This window comes from Eubacterium sp. BL-380-WT-2B, from assembly GCF_009696115.1.
Taxonomy (GTDB): domain Bacteria; phylum Bacillota; class Clostridia; order Eubacteriales; family Eubacteriaceae; genus Eubacterium; species Eubacterium callanderi.
This window is the reverse complement of record NZ_VUMP01000002.1, coordinates 313,609-334,886: the sequence shown is the minus strand read 5'-3', so window position 1 is coordinate 334,886 and position 21,278 is coordinate 313,609. Positions and strand designations below refer to the sequence as shown.

General features: G+C 46.9%; 18 protein-coding genes. All 18 read right to left on the bottom strand.

Annotated features, from left to right (window positions below; all coding sequences use genetic code 11):
* Positions 1-10: 10 nt before the first annotated feature.
* The 18 genes from hemZ to FYJ53_RS04470 all read right to left on the bottom strand — a co-directional run bounded on the left by hemZ (position 11) and on the right by FYJ53_RS04470 (position 21,278).
* Positions 11-1,456 (bottom strand): coproporphyrinogen dehydrogenase HemZ, encoded by a 1,446-nt coding sequence (hemZ, locus tag FYJ53_RS04555; protein ID WP_090413300.1) that lies wholly within the window; start codon positions 1,454-1,456, stop codon positions 11-13.
* A gap of 3 nt (positions 1,457-1,459) precedes the next feature.
* Positions 1,460-2,089 (bottom strand): MBL fold metallo-hydrolase, encoded by a 630-nt coding sequence (locus tag FYJ53_RS04550; protein ID WP_013381780.1) that lies wholly within the window; start codon positions 2,087-2,089, stop codon positions 1,460-1,462.
* Between the two features lie 11 nt (positions 2,090-2,100).
* Positions 2,101-2,553: a D-aminoacyl-tRNA deacylase gene (gene dtd / locus FYJ53_RS04545; protein ID WP_090413297.1), complete on the bottom strand. Its 453-nt coding sequence runs from the start codon at positions 2,551-2,553 to the stop codon at positions 2,101-2,103.
* 8 nt (positions 2,554-2,561) lie between these two features.
* Positions 2,562-4,739 carry a bifunctional (p)ppGpp synthetase/guanosine-3',5'-bis(diphosphate) 3'-pyrophosphohydrolase gene (locus tag FYJ53_RS04540; protein ID WP_013381782.1) on the bottom strand — a complete coding sequence of 726 codons (2,178 nt, stop codon included), beginning with the start codon at positions 4,737-4,739 and terminating at the stop codon, positions 2,562-2,564.
* Positions 4,740-4,823: 84 nt separating this feature from the next.
* Positions 4,824-5,342: an adenine phosphoribosyltransferase gene (locus tag FYJ53_RS04535; RefSeq protein ID WP_013381783.1), complete on the bottom strand. Its 519-nt coding sequence runs from the start codon at positions 5,340-5,342 to the stop codon at positions 4,824-4,826.
* Positions 5,343-5,368: 26 nt separating this feature from the next.
* Positions 5,369-7,441: a single-stranded-DNA-specific exonuclease RecJ gene (gene recJ, locus FYJ53_RS04530; protein ID WP_090413292.1), complete on the bottom strand. Its 2,073-nt coding sequence runs from the start codon at positions 7,439-7,441 to the stop codon at positions 5,369-5,371.
* A 63-nt stretch (positions 7,442-7,504) separates the two neighbouring features.
* Positions 7,505-8,449: a protein translocase subunit SecF gene (gene secF / locus FYJ53_RS04525; protein WP_013381785.1), complete on the bottom strand. Its 945-nt coding sequence runs from the start codon at positions 8,447-8,449 to the stop codon at positions 7,505-7,507.
* A gap of 15 nt (positions 8,450-8,464) precedes the next feature.
* On the bottom strand, positions 8,465-9,724 hold the full coding sequence (gene secD / locus FYJ53_RS04520) for a protein translocase subunit SecD (RefSeq protein WP_090413290.1): 1,260 nt from the start codon (positions 9,722-9,724) through the stop codon (positions 8,465-8,467).
* Positions 9,725-9,758: 34 nt separating this feature from the next.
* Positions 9,759-11,243 carry a glutamate--tRNA ligase gene (gene gltX / locus FYJ53_RS04515; RefSeq protein ID WP_090413289.1) on the bottom strand — a complete coding sequence of 495 codons (1,485 nt, stop codon included), beginning with the start codon at positions 11,241-11,243 and terminating at the stop codon, positions 9,759-9,761.
* 68 nt (positions 11,244-11,311) lie between these two features.
* Positions 11,312-12,259, bottom strand: coding sequence for a tRNA epoxyqueuosine(34) reductase QueG (gene queG, locus FYJ53_RS04510; protein ID WP_090413287.1), 948 nt, complete (start codon positions 12,257-12,259; stop codon positions 11,312-11,314).
* A gap of 66 nt (positions 12,260-12,325) precedes the next feature.
* On the bottom strand, positions 12,326-12,907 hold the full coding sequence (gene yihA / locus FYJ53_RS04505; protein WP_013381789.1) for a ribosome biogenesis GTP-binding protein YihA/YsxC: 582 nt from the start codon (positions 12,905-12,907) through the stop codon (positions 12,326-12,328).
* Positions 12,904-15,288 carry an endopeptidase La gene (gene lon, locus FYJ53_RS04500; protein WP_090413285.1) on the bottom strand — a complete coding sequence of 795 codons (2,385 nt, stop codon included), beginning with the start codon at positions 15,286-15,288 and terminating at the stop codon, positions 12,904-12,906. The genes yihA and lon overlap by 4 nt, the downstream gene beginning before the upstream one ends.
* An 86-nt stretch (positions 15,289-15,374) precedes the next feature.
* A complete protein-coding gene (gene clpX / locus FYJ53_RS04495; protein ID WP_090413284.1) occupies positions 15,375-16,640 on the bottom strand; it encodes an ATP-dependent Clp protease ATP-binding subunit ClpX in 1,266 nt (421 codons plus the stop codon).
* 11 nt (positions 16,641-16,651) lie between these two features.
* Complete coding sequence (gene clpP / locus FYJ53_RS04490; protein WP_038353137.1) at positions 16,652-17,233, bottom strand: ATP-dependent Clp endopeptidase proteolytic subunit ClpP; 582 nt, start codon at positions 17,231-17,233, stop codon at positions 16,652-16,654.
* A gap of 19 nt (positions 17,234-17,252) precedes the next feature.
* Entirely contained in the window at positions 17,253-18,539 is a 1,287-nt protein-coding gene (gene tig, locus FYJ53_RS04485; protein WP_090413282.1) for a trigger factor, read from the bottom strand.
* Between the two features lie 258 nt (positions 18,540-18,797).
* Positions 18,798-19,502 carry an ABC transporter ATP-binding protein gene (locus FYJ53_RS04480; protein WP_013381794.1) on the bottom strand — a complete coding sequence of 235 codons (705 nt, stop codon included), beginning with the start codon at positions 19,500-19,502 and terminating at the stop codon, positions 18,798-18,800.
* Positions 19,503-19,512: 10 nt separating this feature from the next.
* Positions 19,513-20,271: an ABC transporter ATP-binding protein gene (locus FYJ53_RS04475; protein ID WP_013381795.1), complete on the bottom strand. Its 759-nt coding sequence runs from the start codon at positions 20,269-20,271 to the stop codon at positions 19,513-19,515.
* Complete coding sequence (locus FYJ53_RS04470; RefSeq protein WP_013381796.1) at positions 20,271-21,278, bottom strand: branched-chain amino acid ABC transporter permease; 1,008 nt, start codon at positions 21,276-21,278, stop codon at positions 20,271-20,273. Before FYJ53_RS04470 ends, FYJ53_RS04475 begins: the two co-directional genes overlap by 1 nt.

Sequence of the window (21,278 nt, the reverse complement as noted above, 5' to 3'; positions counted from 1 at the left end):
TTTATTTGTTTTATACCCTCTCACCGAAAAAAGCTTCATACTGAGCTATCTTTTTTTCCACAATCTCTTCGGTGCGCTCGTTGTAAGTTTTAACGTCTTTTACAGTAAAAATTCGATCGAAACGATCAATCTCCGGTACGTAAAGTTTACCGGATGAGCCCGCTCCAATACCGATAATGGACTGTTTCTCGGCCATCATAAGAATATTGTAAATGCCTTCCCTGTTCTCCAGGCAGTACCCGATATTTTCACCGTTTCCCTGCGTGTATTTTTGACGGTACAGATAATAGGGCCGATACCCCCTGCGTCCCAGTTCCTCTTGAATACCGGCGCAGAAGTCCTTTGAATAAGGGTTTTCTACCTGTCGTCCGGTGGCTGTTTTAATGGCAGAACCTTTTTTAACAGCCAGGCAGTGTATGGTAATATTTTCAGGCCCCAAAGCGATAACCTGGCCTAACGAGCGCATAAAGGCCTTCTCACTTTCGCGGTTCAGACCTAAAATCAAATCCATGTTCACACTCTCAAAACCCACCTCGCGGATCGCTTCATAGGTATCTAAAATAGCCTGCGGAGGATAATTCCGGTTTACAGCCGCCAGTGTGTCTGCGTTCATGGTCTGGGGGTTAAGACAGACACGGTCTACACCGTGAGCCTTGAGTATTTCCAGCTTTCGGAGATTTGTGGTCTCGGGCCGGCCGGCTTCAAAGGTGTATTCTCTGAGGCCCTGCAGATCCAGTTCTTCATCAAGGGTAGTTAACAGTGTCTCCAGCTGCCCCTCATCCAAAATGGAAGGGGTGCCTCCGCCAATGTAAAGGGTATCGGTCGCAATACCTTTTTCTTTGAGGTAACGTCCTGTCAGGCGTACTTCGTACAACAGGTTTTCCAGATATTCTGATACAATGGTTTGTTTTTTATCCGCTACAGTTGAAATAAAGGAGCAGTAAGAGCATTTGGCAATACAGAGCGGAATCCCTACATATACACTCACTTTTTTCTGGCTCAGGGGATAGATAATCCCCATTTCTCTCTGTGCGATGCCGGTTATCAGCTCAATTTTACTTTCTGAGGCCTGATATTTTTCTATCAGACACTGTTTTACCTGTAAAGGTGTCCGCCCTTCTTTTAACAGGTTATGAGCCATTTTGACCGGCTTAATACCAGTCATCGTTCCCCAGTCCAGAGTATAACCAATTAATTCACATAAAAATAGATAAAGAAACCCTTTGAAGGATTGTTTATCCAGGGGTTTCTTTTCATAGTCATATTCTTTTTGCAGAATCACTTCGCCTTTCTCCAATGCCGTAAGCACCAGTACCCCGCCGCTTAAATCGACGTCAATACGGTCCTCAAGCTCCTCGTTAAAAACAACGGGAACCTCAGGCCTGAATTGCTGGTACATCTCAAAGCAGGGATATTCATAAAAGCGGTCTGCCAGCATAAAACTTAGTTTTTCCAAGGGTTAACCTCTGGCAATAAAAGGATTCCGTGCCCTCTCATAGGCAATATCTGTATTTTCACCATGGCCTGGCAATACGGTCATATCGTCGTCATAGGTCATGAGGCGGCTCAGAGACTTCATCATATTTTCATAGCTTCCGCCTGGAAAATCGGTTCGTCCGATGGAGCCTTCAAACAGAGTATCTCCTGAAAAAATCACGTCCTCTCCCACAAAGCAGCAGCTGCCTACAGTATGCCCTGGTGTATGGATGGTGGTCAGCTTAATATTCGGGCTGATTTCCACTTCATCCCCATCGCGAAGCAGTACGTCCGCCGGTCCGGGATTCATAGGCTGTCCCACCATAGTCGACAGGTTTTTACCCGCCGAAGTCAGGGTATCCGCATCATCTGCGTAAATATAAACCTTTGCCCCAGTCTGGGCTTTTGTCTTTTCCAGACCGCCTATGTGGTCAAAATGGCCGTGAGTCAGCAGAATTTTACCAACCTTTAAACCATGTTTTTCCACAGTTTCCATAATACGGTCATCCTCGAAGCCCGGGTCGATAATAACCGCATCCTTTGTATCCTCATCCCAGGCGATATAACAGTTGGAAGCCATCGGGCCCACTATTAATTTTACTATTTTCATCATTATTATTTCTCCTAAAACTGTTTTTCACTGTCCAACAGAAGGGTTACCGGACCGTCATTGACGATGGATACCTCCATTTCTGCCTGAAACTCTCCAGTCTCTATTTTGGCAATGGGTTCCTTCTTCAGTTTTTCCAGAAAGAGCTCATACTTGGCCTTTGCCGCGTCCACAGGGCCGCTTTTCGAAAAGCTCGGTCTGCGCCCTTTTCGGCAGTCGCCGTAAAGAGTAAACTGTGAGACAACCAGCAGCTCGCCGCCCACATCCATAAGAGAGAGGTTCATTTTTCCCTCTTCATCCTCAAATACACGCAGGTTTACGGTCTTCTGGATGATATAGTCCATATCCTTTTCTGTATCGTCTTCCTTTATACCCAACAAGAGGTTAAAGCCACGGCCAATGGAGCCGATTACCCGGTCTCCCACCTTGACTTCTGATACTTTTACACGCTGAATAACTGCTCTCATGTTCGCTCCTATACACGGTGAATACTGATGATTTCCGGTATTTTATTTAAATTTTTAATGAGGAGGTTGAGTTCTCTCCTGGTCTTGACCTCAAAGGTTGCGGAGAAATAATCAAACTCTCCCTTTTCATTTCTGGCCGTTAAGGCAGTAAGGGGGATATTCATCTCAAGGAAAATCTTAGAGATTTCAATGAGCAGTCCCTGTTTTTCACGGGCTTTAATTTGAATTTCAGCCGTAAAACTGCCGCCTATGCCAAACTTGTTCCATTCAACATCGACAATGCGGCTGGGGTCTGTCATTCCCAGCACATTGGGGCAGTCGGTCCGGTGAACAGAGATTCCTCTGCCAACCGTGATATAACCCACAATTTTGTCTCCGGGTACAGGGTTACAGCACTTGGAAAAGCGCACGTCGATTTCGTTGTGCCCTGCCACAATAACACTGCTGTTGGATTTCTTGAGCTTAGCGGTTTTTTTAATAACCACTTCCTCTTCGGGTTCTGGGAACTCCTTGGGGAAGAGCAGCCGCATTTTCTGCAGAACGGTACCTATCTTCACGCCGCTGTAGCCAATGGCGGCATAGAAATCACTGAGGGTCTTATAACCCATTTTGTCACTGACCACTTCCAGTTCACTCGTGCTCAGAAGCTTGGTATCCTGGAGGCCTTCTCGCTTAATCTCACGCTCCAGCATGGTCTTGCCCTTGGCAATATTTTCTTCTTTTTCTTCTTTTTTGAAATACTGCCGTATTTTGTTGCGGGCATGAGCACTTTTGGTAAAATTGAGCCAGTCACGGCTTGGACCGTTGGAGTTTTTGGAAGTCATAATCTCCACAATGTCCCCATTATTCAGTGTATAGTTAAGGGGTACGATTTTACCATTAACCTTGGCGCCCACGCAGGAGTTCCCTACATCGCTGTGGATGCGGTAAGCAAAATCCAGCGGGCAGGAGCCCATTGGCAGCTCGACCACCTTGCCCTGTGGAGTAAATACATAAACCTCCTCGTTGAGCAGGTCAACCTTGATGGTTTCCACCAAATCGTTAGCATTATCCAGCTCCTTCTGCCACTCAAGAATCTGGCGGAGCCAGGACATTTTATTTTCATACCGAAGCTCCTTGTTGTTGCTGTCAGTAATGCCTTCTTTGTATTTCCAGTGCGCGGCAATCCCGTACTCTGCTGTCTCATGCATTTCCTTGGTCCGGATCTGAATCTCAAAAGGGTCGCCGTTTGGCCCGATGACCGTGGTGTGAATGGACTGGTACATATTGGGCTTCGGCATTGCGATATAATCCTTGAAGCGTCCGGGAATAGGTTTCCACTGCGTATGGACAATCCCCAACACGCCGTAACAGTCCTTTACGCTGTCCACAATCACACGCACTGCAATGAGGTCATAGATCTCGTCAAAGTTGCGGTTCTGGGCCTTCATTTTTCTGTAGATGGAATAAAAATGCTTGGAGCGGCCATAGATTTTTGCTTCAATCCCCACTTCATCAATCTTTTTCTCTAAAATCTTAATGACCTTATTGATATATTCCTCACGGGACTGCTTTTTCATTTTGACCTTTTTTACAAGGTCGTAATAGCCGTCAGGGTCCAGATATTTTAACGCAAGGTCTTCAAGCTCTGCCTTGATGGTCTGTATCCCCAGACGGTTCGCAATAGGCGCGTATATATCCAGCGTTTCTCTGGATTTTTCAATCTGCTTGGACTCCTTCATGTACTCCAGAGTCCGCATATTGTGCAGACGGTCCACGAGCTTGATTAGGATAACGCGGATGTCCTTTGACATTGCAAGAACCATTTTCCGAAGGTTCTCGGCCTGGCTTTCTTCCTTTGACTGATACTCAATTTTGCCGATTTTGGTAACACCCTCGACCAGGTCGGCCACCTGTTCGTTGAACATTTCCTTAATATCATCGTAAGTATACGAAGTGTCCTCAATCACATCGTGCAGAATGGCAGCAACTATGGTTTCCGTATCCATCTTATACTCTGCTAAAATATACGCAACCGAAACAGGATGGATGATATAGGCCTCTCCTGACAGACGCTTCTGGTCCTTATGGGCCCCGTCTGCCAGGTGGTACGCCTTTAGAATCAACTCAGTATCCGCGTCCGGATTGTTCTTTTTCACAAGTTCGATTAAACTATCAATTTTATGTTCTATTGCTTCGTTTGCCATGGTTCTGCCCACCTTTATTTCTATAAGTGCCTACACTGGATAAAGAATGACCGAAGCTAAAAAGCCCCGGTCATTTTCAGTGTTTTATACCGGATACTGTACTAAGCTGGATACAAAATAATCCTTGAGATTTTCCCGCCCCTTCAGCTCAGTCAATTCTATTAAAAACAATGCGCCGCAGACTTCGCCGCCGAGCTTTTCTACCAGGTCGATTGCCGCCTTCATGGTTCCGCCGGTTGCCAGCAGGTCGTCAATGATAACCACACGGTCCCCGGGTTTGATGGCGCTTTTCTGAATTTCGACAGTGTTCGTGCCGTATTCAAGGTCGTATTCCTCTGCCACAACCTCGCCAGGCAGTTTGCCTGGCTTACGCACCGGAACCAGCCCCACGTTCAGGAGGTAGGCCAGTGGCGTGCCAAAAATGTAGCCTCTCGCCTCTGGAATACACACCAGATTAACATCAAGCGCCTTGGCAATTTTATGAAATTCGTCAATGACAAACTTAAACGCCTCCGGGTCGCGGATCAGACTGTTAATATCCTTAAAACTGATTCCTTCCTTTGGGAAACCTTCAAAAATATCGATTTTGCTCTTAATATCCATTTCGTATCCTTCTCTTTTCTTATTAATCATTCATAATCAAGATATGTTCTTAATTTTACCATTAACGGTGCCTTTTGAATATCTTTTTTTCCATTTGACGCAAGAATTTCACAAAAGACCACTCCCTTTTTAAGCCGGAACCGGATAAGCTCAGACTCCTGAAGAATATTCAGGCCGACCAGCAACTTAAAGACATTGAGCGTCTCAAATTTCCGAACGATCTGATCGACTGCCGCTCCCCTTAATTGCACCTGGCGCATCAGGGTATAGATCAGCTTCAGATCCTCCCTTGTCAGGTTCATGGCTTCACGATCAAGGTCTGTCAATCCAAGCTCCGGAAGTTCTGCCACCGGCGCGTTTTTGATCCGCTCCACCAGATTATAGGCGGACTGATTGTGGTAAAAAGGCGACCGTTTAATATCTTTTAATAATAATTGTACGCTTTTTTTGTCTCGAAAGCAATTAATTTCTGGTTTACATAGGATAGAAAATTGACCGTCGGTTCCATCATCCAGAGTTGCCCCCATTCCAAAGCCCACACAACGGTAGGGCGGTAGCGAAAACATGAGATGTGTTTTATCACTCCCCATTTTCCGGGCGTCCTGCGGCTTTAGTCCCTCCATTAAAAATACCGGTCCGGGATTTCCTACACCGTAGGGCTCAAACTGGTCCAGCTCTTCGGCCAGAGCCTCACTCACATCGCCTATCCCCATAACACTGTCATAGTACATTGTCTTGGTCAAAAGACGGTCAATCCCCTTTTCTGACGCATAGTCATTGACCTTTTCGGCAAATTGGGGAATATCTTCCGCAGAAATGCTCAGGCCCGCCGCCTGCTCATGCCCTCCAAAGGTCGTAAAAAGCTCCGAACAGCTCTGGAGCGCCTCGAAAATATTAAAGCCCTCCACACTCCTGCACGATCCCTTGCCCATTCCCTTTTCGTCTATGCCGATGACAACGACAGGATGATACCAGGTTTCCTGAAGCTTACTGGCTACAATGCCAATGACTCCAGGGTGCCAGCCGTCCCCGGCCACTACCATAATGCCCTGCTCATCAAGGTGCTGCTGCTCTACCTGCGCCTTAGCCAGCTCTAAAATCTCCTGCTCAATATCCTGCCGTTTTCGGTTTTCCATGCTCAGATATGCTGCGATTTCTGCCGCCTGTGCTTCATCCTGTGTCATGTAAAGCTCAACTACCTTACCGGCCTCACCTAAACGGCCTGCCGCATTGATCTTCGGCGCTATGACAAAGCCGATGTTTCCAGCATTTACCCGCTTAAGCTCACTGACCTCAATCAACGCCCGAATTCCAAGATTGACTGGACTGGTATTCAGATAATCAATGCCCAGGGAGGCAATGATACGGTTCTCGCTCTTCAACGGCACAATATCGGCTACAGTAGCGATGGCCGCACATTCTATGTACTCCTGTAAATCTGAGTCCAGTTCCAGAACCCTGTCCAGGGCCATCACCATTTTCAGCGCAATTCCTGCACCACAGAGCTCTGAAAAGGGATAGTCCGAATCCTCCCGCTTTGCGTCCACAACCGCCAGTGCCCGGGGGACTTCTCCCTGGCACTCATGATGGTCTGTTACAATTACATCAACACCCTGTTCGTTACAGTAGTCCACCTGTTCATGGGCGGCAATACCGTTGTCCACACTTACAATCAAAGTGGCTCCCATCTTAATAACTGCCTCAAGGGCTGGGATATTCATACCGTAGCCCTCCTCCAGACGGTTGGGTATCCGGTAAAAGGCTTCGATTCCAATGCCCTTAAAATAGCGCATCAGAATAGATACTGCAGTGGTGCCGTCTGCGTCATAATCGCCGTAGATACAGACCTTTTCCCCCTGCTCCCTGGCCTTCAACAATCTGTCGACAGCTTTCTGCATGTCCGGCAGTCCAAAGGGGTCATAAAAATCCGAGAAGTCCGGCTCCAAATAGGCCATTGCCTTATCAGCAGTGTCATAGCCACGCTTGACCAGCAGTCTGGCCGACAAAGGCGTCAGGCCACATTCCTCTGTCAGTTCCTCCACTGCCGCAATGTTGGCTTCTGTTTTGCTTTTTCGTTCTTTCCAAATTGTGTTTACCATATGTTTCCTCTATACAAAGAAACCGGCTGCTCAACCGTGCAGCCGGCTCCTGGTTTCTTACTTTTATACCTGCGGCTGTTTATTTCTACCCTTATTGGTATTTGAAACCGCTCTTTTTTTATTCTTTTTATTGCTCTTGGAATTTGGGAACCGCTTCTGAAACTGTACCCACAACGGGCTGGCTACAAATATTGATGAGTAGCAGCCACTGACAATCCCGACGATCAATGGCAGGGCAAAGCTTCTGATCGCTTCTACGCCAAAGATATACAGAGCCAAAATGGCCAGAAGTGTTGTCACAACTGTGTTGATGCTTCGTTTCAGGGTCTGTGAGACACTCACATTGACCAGCTCGTTAATGTCGCGCATGCCAATCCGGGTTTCATTTTCACGGATACGGTCAAACACAACAATGGTATCATTGATGGAATACCCCAAAATAGTCAGAATAGCCGCAATAAAAGGCGCATTGACCTGGATCTGGAACAGAGCGTAAACCCCAATGACAATGGTAATGTCGTAAAGCAGCGCAATGATGGCTGAGAGTCCAAAATAGAACTCGAACCGGAAAGTAATATAGATCAGCATAAGCAGAACCGCTATGGCCGATGCGACCACTGCGTTGCGCGCTGTTTCAGAGCCGACTGTGGCTGTAACAGTATCGACAGAGACCAAATCGCTGTCCTGGAGACTGTATTTATCCTTGAACTGATTAAACAGCTCCTTGCGCTGGTCAGTGTCAAGACTTTCTTTGGTACTGATTACAATGCGGTCCTGACCGTCGCCGGCATATGTTATCTCCGCACTTTTGTCGTATTGATCTGTAATCTGACGTGCGTCGTCGGTGTTGAACTGCGTATGCAGATCAATGGTAACAATGGTACCGCCTACAAAGTCGATCCCAAAATTCAAGCCTCTTATAAGCAGGGAACCTACACTGATAAGAACCAGAACGATTGCGATACTGAACCAGATTTTACTTTTTTCAACTAGTTTTAATGTCTTCATCTTTCTGCTCCTTCCTTAGATCCCATAGAACTTGCCGCTGCCGAACAGATGCGTACCGATGACCAGCTTGGTCAGATGCTTGGTTATAATAACAGCTGTCAGCAAGCTCACAATAATACCGAGAATCAGTGTTACAGCAAAGCCCTGAACGCTGCCGCTTCCCATAAAGAACAGCACAAAGCCCGCAATCAGTGTTGTGACATTGGAGTCGATAATGGTACCCATGGCCCGTTTAAAGCCCACGTCGATGGCGGCATTGATGGATTTTCCGGAGCGTGACTCGTCTTTAATACGTTCAAAGATAATAACATTGGCATCGACAGCCATACCCACGGAAAGAATAATCCCGGCAATCCCTGGCAGGGTGAGTGTAACATTGGCAAAAACCATCAAAATCAAATCAAGCATAATATAGATGATCAGAGCCAGATCGGCAATAAAGCCAAGACCTCTGTACATAACAAGCATAAACAGCAGAACAGCCGCGATACCGATGGCACCGGCGATCAAACTCTGATTCAGGGAATCCTGGCCAAGAGTCGGACCGATGGTTGTCACTTCGATTGGGCTCAGCTTGACCGGCAGCGCGCCGCCGCGGATAAGCTCAGCCAGATTTCCGGCCTCTTCCATATCGGCCATCCCCTCGATCACGGCCTCACCATTGGTGATGGCCACGTTAACCTTCGGGCTGCTGATAACCTCATCATCCAGCTTGATGGATATCTGCTGATTCAGGTACTTTTGTGTCGCGTCGGCAAAAAGCTGAGTACCTTCGTCATTAAATTTCAAGGTAACAACGGCTTCTTCCAGTCCGCTGCTTGATTTCTGCTGGACTGCTTTGGAGTCCACAACGTCTTTACCGGTCAGAATAACCTCACCGTCCGGGCCCACAAATTCCAGCTGAGCGGTTTTACCAATCATATCCAGAGCCTGTTGCTGGTCCTGTACAGAGGGAATGGACACGCGGATACGGTCTTCACCCTGTTTTGAAACCTGGGCTTCGCTGACACCCATGGAGTCTACACGTTTTTTTATGGCGGCGACAGTACTGTCCATTTTTTCAGACGTAATACCGCTGTCGTCTGTCGCTTCAGCCTGAAGCACAACATTCACTCCACCGGTCAGGTCCAGACCATAGTGCACATGGTCTCCTATGTTTCCAATATCATAAATTCCCACGCTAAGGCCATGAAACAGAGTATAGCCGCAAAACGCAAGAATCGCAATAAAAATAACCAGTGTGATGGTCTTTTTGGTATTAACCTTTTCTTTCACACACTTTCCTCCTCTACTTAACCATTAGATACTTCTAATGGATCATGCTGCGCATTCTGTCAAGACGCAGTAACAGCTCTTCTTTGCCGAGTACATCCATAATCAGTGTTAAATCGGGGCCGTGCATTTCGCCGGTCAACATGATACGGGTAGGCATGTAGAGCATTTTCCCTTTTATTTTTTCTGCTTTGTGTTCTTTCTGTATTTCCTTCAGGATCGCTTTGGCGCGTTCGGTATCCACCACGTCACTCTCTGTAATCTTTTCGACCAAAGCATTAAAGAGTACCGGAACGGTTTCTTCTTTCAGAAGATCAAGGCTTTCCTGGTCTGTAATCTCAAAATTGCGGTCAAAGAGCACTTTTGTTTCTTCCGGCACCTGCGCAAAATAGTTGAGCCGCTCACGCATAAGCTCGCCAACCTTTTCAAGCCATGGCATACGTTTTTCAATATCCGCCTCCGTGATATAGCCAGCGTCCACCAGATACGGAATCATGCGTGCTGTCAGTTCCTCAATGGGAAGCTCCTTGATATAGTGGGCGTTCATCCAATCCAGTTTTGCCCGGTCAAATACTGCGCCGGATTTATTGATTCTGGACAGGTCAAAGGCTTCGACCAGCTCGTCCATTGAAAAGATTTCCTGCTCATCCTCAGGGCTCCAGCCTAAAAGGGCCAGAAAATTGATCAAAGCTTCCGGAAGATAGCCTTTTTTAAGAAAATCACCGACAGACACATCGCCCTGGCGTTTGCTGAGTTTTTTATGGTCATCATTCAGGATGTTGGATAAGTGAACGTACTGAGGCTGCTCCCAGCCAAAGCATTCGTACAAGTACACATGCTTGGGTGTGGAGGGCAGCCATTCCTCGCCCCGGATAACATGGGTAATGCCCATGAGATGGTCGTCGACGACAACGGCAAAATGGTAGGTTGGAAAACCGTCGGTTTTAATTAACACCTGATCATCCAGATCATTGGTGTTTATCTCAATCCTGCCGCGGACTGCGTCATCAAAGGTGACAACGTGGTCTTCCGGCAGTTTCAGACGGATAACGTAGGGTTCGCCAGCTGCGACACGAGCCTCCACTTCTTCTCTGGGCAGGTTGCGGCAATGCCCGTCATAGCGCGGTGTTTCAGCGGCCCTCTTCTGCTTTTCACGTACTTCGTCCAGACGCTCCTTCGTGCAAAAGCAATAGTAAGCCTGCCCGTTTTCCAGCAGCTGGTCAATGTACTTTTTGTAAATTTCCAGACGTTCTGACTGGATATAAGGGCCGTAGTCACCCTTCTGGACAATTTTACCGTCCTCCTCAAAAAGGCCTTCGTCCGGCACAACGCCGGTTACCATCAAAGCACCCAGCAGATTTTCAACCGCACCTTCTTCGTAGCGGGTGCGGTCTGTATCTTCAAGGCGCAGCAAAAACTGACCGTTATTCTTTTTGGCAAACAAATAATTGTATAAGGCGGTTCGCAAGCTGCCCACATGCACGTTGCCAGTGGGGCTTGGAGCAAAACGATCTCTAATCATTCAATTCTCCTTCTAATTGATATCGATAATCATGGTTCTATAATTATTACACGCTAACTATTATAGCATTAATTCTTATCTTTAGCATGATTTTTTAGGTTATTTTTAATAATTCTTGCATTTCGGGCAAGGACATCTTTTCCACGCCAGGCAGCAGCTGTTTTTCCAAACTTTTCTTCAAAATCCGCTTCGCTGATCGCTTCAGTTTCATCAAGCCCAGGATAAATGCTTTCTGGCACTATGTCCGGCCAGGCCTGTCCGCCGTCTGAGCTCTTTATATTCCAGGGACAGGCCCGCTGGCAGTCATCACAGCCGTACAGGTAAGTGACGCCCAGCAGTCTTTCTTCCTCTGGGGTCAGTTTTTTCTTCTGGGTCAGATAGGAAACGCACCGTTCAGGCTCCAGTGTATATCCCTCTCCCAGGGCCTGGTTTGGACATGCCATGAGACAGCGCTGGCAGGTGCCGCATTGGCTTTTAAGCGGCACAGCATGTTTAAAGTCGATGAAACTGCTTACCAGTATCTGCCCAATAAAAAAGAAACTGCCATATTCTGGATTGATGAGGGTATTGTTTTTGCCGAAAAAACCCAGGCCTGCCCGCCAGGCTGTGGCCCGGTCCAGAAGGCGGCTGTTGTCCACATAGCTTCTGTATTCAAGTGAAGGGGCTGTCTCCTTTAACAGCGCCATGAGGCCATTCATTTTTTCTGTAACCACCTCATGGTAATCCTGTCCCCAGGCCACTGAGGCCATACTTCCGTGTGCAGTATTATCTTCCGGCTCTGGCAGCTCCGTACAGTAAGGCACGCCAATAACGATGATCCCCTTTACTTTTGGAAAGGCCTGGCTGTAGTCAACGCGCCTGGACGGCGGTGTGCGCTCAAAGCTTGTGATCCTTCCCTGCTCTCTGCGTTTTTCCAGTATCTCCAGCCACTCTGTCAGAGGGTGCGGCTCTGCAAAGCCAATCATTTCTATTCCAGCCGCTCTGGCGGCCTCTCTGATTTTTTCTTCCTTCAGCATATTTTTCCTCTGGCTGTTAAAATAAAAAGCAGGCTTATTATCTGCAAGCCTGCTTTCTTTGAAAATTTACAGCCGTCCTTCAATTACTTCCCAGGCTTCATCTTTTCCCATCTTAGTGGCTGCTGAAAACAGAATGACATCACTCCGCTTTCTTGGCCGCAATGTATTGAAAATGTTGTCGACTGCCTTTTTCTGCCGTACCTTTGAAATCTTGTCGGCTTTTGTCGCGATGATAACCGGATCAAGACCATAATAAGTCAGCCAGTCGTACATGAGCCGATCGTCCTCAGTGGGCTCGTGGCGGCTGTCTACCAACAGCAGGACCAGCACCATGTTCTCACGTTTCTGGAGATATTCCTCAATCATAACTCCCCATTTTTCACGCTCTTTTTTAGAAACCTTGGCATAGCCATAGCCTGGCATATCCACAAAATAGAAAGCGTCATTAATCTTGTAAAAGTTCATGGTCTGTGTTTTTCCAGGCTGGGAGCTGGTGCGGGCCAGGCCCTTTCTCTGGATCAGTGTGTTGATAAAGGAGGATTTACCGACATTGGAGCGCCCCAACAGGACGATTTCCGGCAGATTATCCTCAGGATATTGAGATTGCTGGACCGCGCTGATGACGATCTCGGCTTGGGTTACTTTCATTTGAGCTCCTCAAATACAATTTTTGTAACTTCTTCCATTTTGCTGACCGGGTGGATATTGAGAGCCTCCAGTACCATATCCGGCACTTCCTCAAGATCCTTCTGGTTTTCCTTCGGCAGGATAATTTCCCTAATGCCTGCACGGTGTGCAGCTGTCAGCTTTTCGCGTAGTCCCCCGATTGGCAGCACGCGGCCTCTCAAAGTGATTTCACCTGTCATGGCCAGATTCTGAGGCACTGGCTTACCTGTAAGAGCCGAAATCAGTGCTGTGGTCATGGTAATACCCGCTGAAGGGCCATCTTTTGGCACTGCGCCCTCAGGTACATGCAGATGGATATCGTTCTTTTCATAGAAATCCTCGGCAATACCCAGCTCCGATATTTTGGAACGAATATAGCTGATGGCTGCCTTGGCAGATTCCTGCATGACGTCGCCAAGCTGACCGGTAATTACGATCTTGCCGGTTCCCTTTACAACAACCACTTCAATCTGAAGCGTTTCGCCGCCAACAGAAGTCCAGGCAAGCCCATTGACAAGGCCTATCTCCTTGACATTGTTCATAGTGTCAAAGGAATAGCGTTCCATGCCCAGGAATTTGTCAAGATTCTTCTGAGTAACGGAAACACTCTGCTTACCGTTTTCCACAATTTCCTTCGCGGCCACACGGCACACACGGGCAATCTGGCGCTCCAGCTCACGGACACCGGATTCGCGGGTATAGTAACTGATAATATTCTGCAGCGCCTTCTGGCTGATCTTACAGCTGCTGGCCTTTAAACCGTGGATTTCCAGCTGCTTTGGAATTAGGTAGCGTTTAGCGATTTCCAGTTTTTCTGTTTCCACATAGCCGTTGACCTCAATGATCTCCATACGGTCAAGCAGCGGTCTCGGAATAGTGGAAAGAGAGTTGGCTGTGGTCAGGAACATGACATGGGACAGATCGAAGGGAAGCTCCAGATAGTTGTCCGTAAAAGTACTGTTCTGTTCCGGGTCCAAAACCTCCAGGAGGGCTGACGCCGGATCGCCCCGGAAATCCTGGCTAAGCTTGTCAATTTCATCCAACAGGAACAGCGGGTTCATGGCTTCCGCCTGCTTCAAGTGGTAGATAATCCGTCCCGGAATCGCCCCCACATAGGTTCTGCGGTGCCCACGAATCTCTGCCTCGTCCCGCATCCCGCCTAAGGACATACGCACATATGGACGGTTCAATGCCCGGGCAATGGACTTGGCAATGGAAGTTTTACCAACCCCCGGAGGTCCCACCAGACATAAAATCGGTGATTTCAGAGATTTTGACAGTTGGAGAACAGAAATGTATTCCAAGATACGCTCCTTAACCTTCTCCAATGCGTAATGATCGTGATCGAGTATCTTTCTCGCTTCCACCACATTAAGGGTTTCTTCTGTCATAATATTCCAGGGCAGATCGAGAACCCACTCAATATAGCTCTCAATCACACCAGCCTCTGAGGATCCTGCCGGGATTTTGTTCAGACGGTTAATCTCATTGGTAACCTTCTCCCGGACCTCGTCGCTGACTTCAAGTGAATCAAGACGCTCACGGTAATCCTCAATCTCGTCGATGACGTCGCCTTCGCCAAGCTCTTCCTGAATGACCTTGATCTGTTCTCTGAGAACATATTCGCGCTGGTTTTTATCCAGTTCCGATTTCACCTTGGCGTCAATATTCTGTTCAATGCGAAGCATTTCCAGCTCGCTGACCAGCACCTCATAGGTGATCATCAGGCGTTTTTCCACATCGGTTTCCTGAAGAATGCGCTGGGCATCCTTGCTTTCCAAAACCAGGTTGGCGCAGATCAGGTCAATAAGATTATCCGGATTGTCCACAAGGTCCAGCGAGGCCAGCAGGTCTGTCGCCATTTTCCGGGTCATAGTCATATAGGTCGCAAAGGCAGAGCGGATCATGCGGATCAGTGCCTGATTTTCCTTGGTGTCATAATAAATACTCTGGACCGGCTCATAGAGCACTTCAAAAAAGGGCTCATACTGAATGTACTCAATAATTTTCGCCCTCTCCTGGACTTCTACGAGAATTCTGGTCAGGTTATCTGGCATTTTAAGCATTTGCTTAACCTTGGCCACACAGCCAACACTGTAGATGTCTTCCGGTTCCGGGTCTTCTATTTTTATATCCTTCTGTTCGGTCAGAAACACAATCTGATCCCTTGTCATGGCTGTTTCAAGAGCCTGAATGGATTTATCCCTGCCGATGTCGAAATGAACTACCATTCCCGGAAACACGCTCATACCGCGCATGGGAATCATGGGCAGGCCTTTCTGCTCATCCTTGATATCTTCGGAAAGACCCGCAGGATTCTGGATATGATTATTTAAAGTCATTTCATCATTCTCAATATTCATTTTATTGCTCCTTTCTAAGAGATAAAAGGGGATGTCTTTCAGTTATAAAAAAAGCAATCCCATAAGATTGCTTTTTTACAGGTATTCTAAGATACACTGGTCGTCTTTTCTTCACTGGCTTTTGGCTGTGATTCCACTACGGGCGCTTCCAGCTGTTCGACCACATCTTTAGTGATAATAACCTTTGATACGCCTTCCTCCGAAGGTATATCAAACATAATGTCCGTCATGATATTTTCAATAATTCCGCGGAGACCTCTGGCGCCAGTGCCATTCTGCAGCGCCTTCTCGGCAATGGCCTTTAAAGCGTCTTTTTCAAATTCCAGCGCTACACCTTCGATTTCAAACATTTTTTTATACTGTTTAACCAGGGCGTTTTTAGGCTCGGTCAGAATATTGATCAATGCCTCTTCATCTAAATTCTGAAGGGTCGCAATGACCGGAATACGGCCGATAAATTCTGGAATAAGGCCGTATTTCAGCAGATCCTGAGGCTCAATATTATCGAGAAGCTCTTCTTTGGCTTTTTCATCAGAGGTTTTAATGGTCGCACTGAAGCCCATGGAGCCCTTTTCCATTCTACGCTCAATTACCCCATCCATGCCGTCAAAGGCACCGCCGCAGATAAAGAGAATATTGGAGGTATCCAGCTGAATAAACTCCTGATGCGGATGCTTTCTGCCTCCCTGCGGCGGAACATTAGCAACGGTTCCCTCAAGAATTTTCAACAGGGCCTGCTGTACGCCTTCACCGCTGACGTCCCGGGTAATGGACGGATTGTCACTTTTTCGGGAGATCTTGTCAATTTCATCTATATAGATAATCCCCTTTTGAGCGCGCTCAACGTCCATATCTGCTGCCTGCAGCAGCTTCAGCAGAATATTTTCAACATCTTCGCCTACATAACCGGCTTCTGTCAAAGAGGTGGCGTCCGCAATGGCAAAGGGTACATCCAATACCCGCGCCAGCGTCTGAGCCAGAAGGGTCTTGCCAGAGCCTGTAGGCCCGATTAAAATAATATTACTTTTCTGTAACTCGACATCATCGTCGGTATCCAGCATCGCGTTAATACGCTTGTAGTGATTGTATACCGCTACTGCCAGCGCGCGTTTTGCGCGGTGCTGGGAAATAACATATTCGTCAAGCTTTGCTTTAATCTCACGGGGTGTCGGCACATTTTCAAAATCAATTTCCTTTGGCACATAGTCGTTGGCAATGATTTCTTCACACAGGGCCACACATTCATCACAAATGTAGACGCCTGGTCCTGCAACCATCCGCTTTACCTGAGACTGGCTCTTTCCGCAGAAAGAACAGCAAACCTGTTTGATTCCATCTTTTTCGTTTGACATATTAATTCCTCTTATCTGGAACTGACGATTTGATCAATCAGACCATATTCTAACGCTTCCTCAGCAGACATAAAATTGTCGCGGTCTGTATCCCTTGCGATAACGTCAATGGGCTGACCCGTTTTTTCACTGAGGATTTCATTGAGCTTTTCACGCGTTTTAATCAAACGTTTGGCATATATTTCCACATCGACACTCTGACCCTGGGCGCCGCCCAGAGGCTGGTGAATCATGATCTCACTGTTCGGAAGCGCCTTGCGCTTGCCCTTGGCACCCGCCGCCAGCAAAAACGCGCCCATAGACGCCGCCATGCCTACACACATGGTGGAGACATCGCATTTAATAAAATTCATGGTATCGTAAATGGCAAACCCGGAGGTTATGGAGCCGCCCGGGCTGTTGATATACATCTCAATATCTTTGTCTGGATTATCCGCTTCCAAAAAGATTAACTGTGCTACGATCAGACTGGATGTTGTATCATTTATTTCCCCGTCAAGGAAAATAATCCGCTCTTTCAGCAAACGTGAATAAATGTCAAAAGAACGTTCCCCCCGTCCCGTCTGTTCAATAACCATAGGGACAAGATTCATATTCATTGTTATACCCCTATTATTTAACCTGAGCGGCGTCGACTAAGAAATCGATGGCTTTTCTTCGTTTGATATCGGTCTTCATATAACCTTCCATCGTCTCGTTCACTGTCTTTTTAAATTCTTCAAAATCCTGCTGCATGGAAGCGGCATATCTTTTGATTTCTTCTTCCAGTTCTTCTTCTGTTGGTTCCAGCTTTTCAGCTTCTGCAATTTCAGTTAAAACAAAATCCGCCTTAAGATTGCGTTCAACATCTTCTTTCATACCTTCTCTGAACTGTTCAACATTTGAACCCATATAGCCAAGATAATCGTTGAGACCCAGTCCCTGGCTCTTTAACTGGCGGTCATAGGTATCCAGGGTACGATCCAGCTCTTCTTCAACCATCAGGTAAGGAATTTCAATTTCTGCATTCTGAACAGCAAAGTCGATGACTTTGTTTTCAGCGTTTCTGCGCAGTTCTGTTGTTTTCTTTTCTTTTAACTTTTCAGCAACACTGGCTTTCAGCTCGTCTAAGGTATCAAATTCACTGACATCTTTTGCAAACTCGTCATCGATTTCCGGAAGTTCCTTAACCTGTACTTCATTAACGATTGTTTTAAACACTGCTTCTTTACCGGCAACATCATCCTGCTTGTAATCTTCCGGGAAGGTAACCTTTACTTCAACTTCTTCACCGGTTTTTGCGCCTATGAGCTGATCTTCATATCCTGGAATAAAGGTATTGCTGCCCAGTTCCAGAGGATAGTCATGGCCTTCGCCGCCTTCGAACGGTACATCGTCAACGTATCCTACAAAATCAATAATAACGGTGTCGCCCTTTTTAGCTTCAGCATTTTCATCAGTGATCATGCGTGCATTCATGCCAGCCATACGTGTGATTTCTTCGTCAATATCTTCATCGGAAACAACAGCTTCAAGGGATTCAATTTCTGCGCCCTTGTATTCTCCGAGTGTTGTGGCAGGTTTCAGACCAATATTTACAATAAATACTGCGCCGTCTTCACTGGCTTCTTTTACTTCCTGTAATTCCGGACGGGTTACAGGTTCAATTTTCAGTTCCTCCAGCGCGTCTTTGTAGGCACCTGGAAACGCGAAATCAATGGCGTCTTCATAGAATACACCCTTACCGTAGTGAGCTTCGATCAGTTTTCTGGGCGCTTTGCCCTTTCTGAACCCCTGAATCGTGAAATGTTTTTTATTTTTGTTGTAAGACTGTTTAATTGCTTTTTGAAAGTCTTCAGCTGATACTGTAATCTCAACTGATACTATATTTTTTTCATTACTTAGTTCTTTTGCGCTCATATTATCCTCCACATAGCTCTAATTATAAACATTCTCAATTTCCTAAGTATAACACAGGAATTATGCCATATCAAGCGTAGAAATGCTTTGTTAAAAAAAATTTCGGCTTTTACAGCTCATTTTTAAGGTAAACTTCAAAAATTTCGGCCCGAATTGCAAAAAATAAGGTCCAAGTTGCTGTTTTTGCCTGTCATATAAAAACCCGGGATCACGTAATCCCGGGATTCTATGGTGAATCACTATTTTATTCAGGCTGTATCAGCCGCCCAGATAAGCTGTGCGTACCTCGTCATTGGTAAGCAGTTCCTCTGACGTACCATGCAGCTTGATCTTGCCTGTTTCCAGTACATATCCTCGATTCGCGATACGCAGGGCTTTATTAGCGTTCTGTTCGACCAGCAGAATGGTAGTCCCTGCGCTGTTTATGGTCTGAATCATACTGAAAATTTCATCGACCAGAATCGGCGCAAGCCCCATGGACGGTTCATCCAGGAGCAAAAGCTTCGGTCTGGTCATCAGCGCTCGCCCAATGGCCAGCATCTGCTGCTCGCCGCCGCTCAGGGTACCGGCAATCTGCTTAGACCGTTCCTTCAGGCGCGGAAAATAGTTAAAGACCATTTCCATATCCTGAGCGATCTCCCGCTTGTCCTTTCTGATAAAAGCACCCATCACAAGATTCTCGTAAACGGTCATCTCAGCAAAGACCTGACGGCCTTCTGGTACATGGGCAATCCCGAGATCCGGAATCTGGTATGGTTTTACTTTACTGATATCTTCTCCCTGAAAGGAGATAATGCCTTTTTCCGCCCTCAGAAGTCCTGAAACGGTCTGGAGGGTTGTGGTTTTACCGGCTCCGTTGGCGCCGATCAAGGTGACAATTTCACCGTCATTTACCTCAAAGGTAATCCCCTTGATGGCATGGATTTTTCCATAATATACATTAAGATCTTTTACTTTTAACATCAAACCCCTCCTAATCTCCGAGATAAGCCCGGATTACATCAGGATTGTTCTTAATTTCGTCCGGTGTTCCCTCTGCAATGGTACGGCCGTAGTCAACAACCACAATCCGTTCGCAGATCCCCATAACCAGTTTCATATCATGCTCGATCAGTAAAACGGTGATATTAAACTTATTCCGGATAAAATGGATAGTCTCCATCAACTCTTCGGTCTCGTTGGGGTTCATCCCTGCCGCCGGTTCATCCAGCATCAGGACCTTGGGGTCTGATGCGAGGGCTCTTGCGATCTCAAGTTTACGCTGCTGGCCGTAGGGCAGGTTTTTTGCCTTGGTCTGCTCGTATTCGCCCATATCAAAAATTTCAAGAAGCTTTTTACATTCTTCATAGGCCTTCTGCTCTTCCTTCCAGAATTTCCTGGTGCGGAAGAGGCCCTGGGCCAGATTGTAATTCACAAAATTATGGTAGGCGATTTCAACATTTTCAATGGCGGTTAAATCCTTAAACAGACGGATATTCTGAAAGGTACGGGCAGCGCCCATTTTAACCACCTCATGTGGGGATTTGCCCACAATGCTTTTACCTTCAATTTTTATATCCCCCTCGGTTGGGACATAGACACCGGTCAGGGTATTAAAAATCGTGGTCTTACCAGCGCCGTTCGGGCCGATCAGCCCTACCAGCTCATTGGAACCCAGGGTGAGATTGAATTTATCGACAGCAGTCAGGCCGCCAAAACGCATGGTTACATCCTTTGCTTCAAGAATTGGCATTATGCGTCACCTCCGTCCACTGAATTCTTTGTTGTATCCTTACGGTTTTTCAGATTTTCAAAGAAACGCGTGAGTGAGAACTCATAGCGTCCCAGCATGCCCTGAGGTCTGAAAATCATCATAATTACCAGAGCCAGAGAGTACACCAGCAGACGGTATTCTGAGAACTGCCGCAAAAGTTCCGGCAGAACCGTCAGTACAATAGCTGAAAGAATAGAGCCTGTCACGCTGCCCAGACCGCCGAGTACAACGATGACAAATATTTCTATTGAAAACATGAACTGGAATTTGTTCGGATCCAGATAGCCCTGATAGTGGGCGTACAGAGAACCGCCAACTCCTGCAAAGAACGAGGAGATGGTAAAGGCCATAACCTTGTATTTGGTAGTTGGAATCCCGGCTGCCTCAGAGGCGATCTCATCCTCACGGATCGACATAATGGCCCGTCCGAATTTAGAGCGCCCCAGCGTAAAGATCAGTAAAATAACAACAATCATAATCCAGTAAACATAGCCCAGAGTCGCAATACGCGGAATTCCTTTAAGGCCCTGCGCACCACCGGTAGGCTGAAAGTTCACAAAGAAAATACGGATAATTTCAGCAAAGCCGATGGTAACAATCCCGAGGTAGTCCCCCCGGAGACGCAAGCTCGGTGTCCCGATCACAATCCCGACAATCCCTGCGGCAACCCCGCCGGCCAGAGATGCGATGATCAAGACCAAAAGCGCAGGCAGCGAGTCATTTCCGTTGGTGATAGCGATGGATACACTGGCCGCTGTATAAGCCCCAATGGCCATAAAGCCTGCGTGGCCGAGGGCCATTTCACCCAGAAAGCCCGCTACAATATTTAAGCTTGTCGCCATAATGATCATGATACAGGTCAGAATGACAATACCGCCAAAATAGTTGGTAACAATCTTAAAGGTCACCAGTGAGTAGATCACTGCAAAAATTACGATCATTGAGATTGCGTTGACAATGTATGATTTTTTGAGTTCCTTTGTCAT

Coding starts and splice junctions, on each gene's coding strand:
- FYJ53_RS04550 (WP_013381780.1), bottom strand. CDS start 2,089: ATGATGAAAATAGTAAAATTAATAGTGGGCCCGATGGCTTCCAACTGT.
- dtd (WP_090413297.1), bottom strand. CDS start 2,553: ATGAGAGCAGTTATTCAGCGTGTAAAAGTATCAGAAGTCAAGGTGGGA.
- FYJ53_RS04540 (WP_013381782.1), bottom strand. CDS start 4,739: ATGGCAAACGAAGCAATAGAACATAAAATTGATAGTTTAATCGAACTT.
- FYJ53_RS04535 (WP_013381783.1), bottom strand. CDS start 5,342: ATGGATATTAAGAGCAAAATCGATATTTTTGAAGGTTTCCCAAAGGAA.
- recJ (WP_090413292.1), bottom strand. CDS start 7,441: ATGGTAAACACAATTTGGAAAGAACGAAAAAGCAAAACAGAAGCCAAC.
- secF (WP_013381785.1), bottom strand. CDS start 8,449: ATGAAGACATTAAAACTAGTTGAAAAAAGTAAAATCTGGTTCAGTATC.
- gltX (WP_090413289.1), bottom strand. CDS start 11,243: ATGATTAGAGATCGTTTTGCTCCAAGCCCCACTGGCAACGTGCATGTG.
- queG (WP_090413287.1), bottom strand. CDS start 12,259: ATGCTGAAGGAAGAAAAAATCAGAGAGGCCGCCAGAGCGGCTGGAATA.
- yihA (WP_013381789.1), bottom strand. CDS start 12,907: ATGAAAGTAACCCAAGCCGAGATCGTCATCAGCGCGGTCCAGCAATCT.
- lon (WP_090413285.1), bottom strand. CDS start 15,288: ATGAATATTGAGAATGATGAAATGACTTTAAATAATCATATCCAGAAT.
- clpX (WP_090413284.1), bottom strand. CDS start 16,640: ATGTCAAACGAAAAAGATGGAATCAAACAGGTTTGCTGTTCTTTCTGC.
- clpP (WP_038353137.1), bottom strand. CDS start 17,233: ATGAATCTTGTCCCTATGGTTATTGAACAGACGGGACGGGGGGAACGT.
- tig (WP_090413282.1), bottom strand. CDS start 18,539: ATGAGCGCAAAAGAACTAAGTAATGAAAAAAATATAGTATCAGTTGAG.
- FYJ53_RS04480 (WP_013381794.1), bottom strand. CDS start 19,502: ATGTTAAAAGTAAAAGATCTTAATGTATATTATGGAAAAATCCATGCC.
- FYJ53_RS04475 (WP_013381795.1), bottom strand. CDS start 20,271: ATGCCAATTCTTGAAGCAAAGGATGTAACCATGCGTTTTGGCGGCCTG.
- FYJ53_RS04470 (WP_013381796.1), bottom strand. CDS start 21,278: ATGACAAAGGAACTCAAAAAATCATACATTGTCAACGCAATCTCAATG.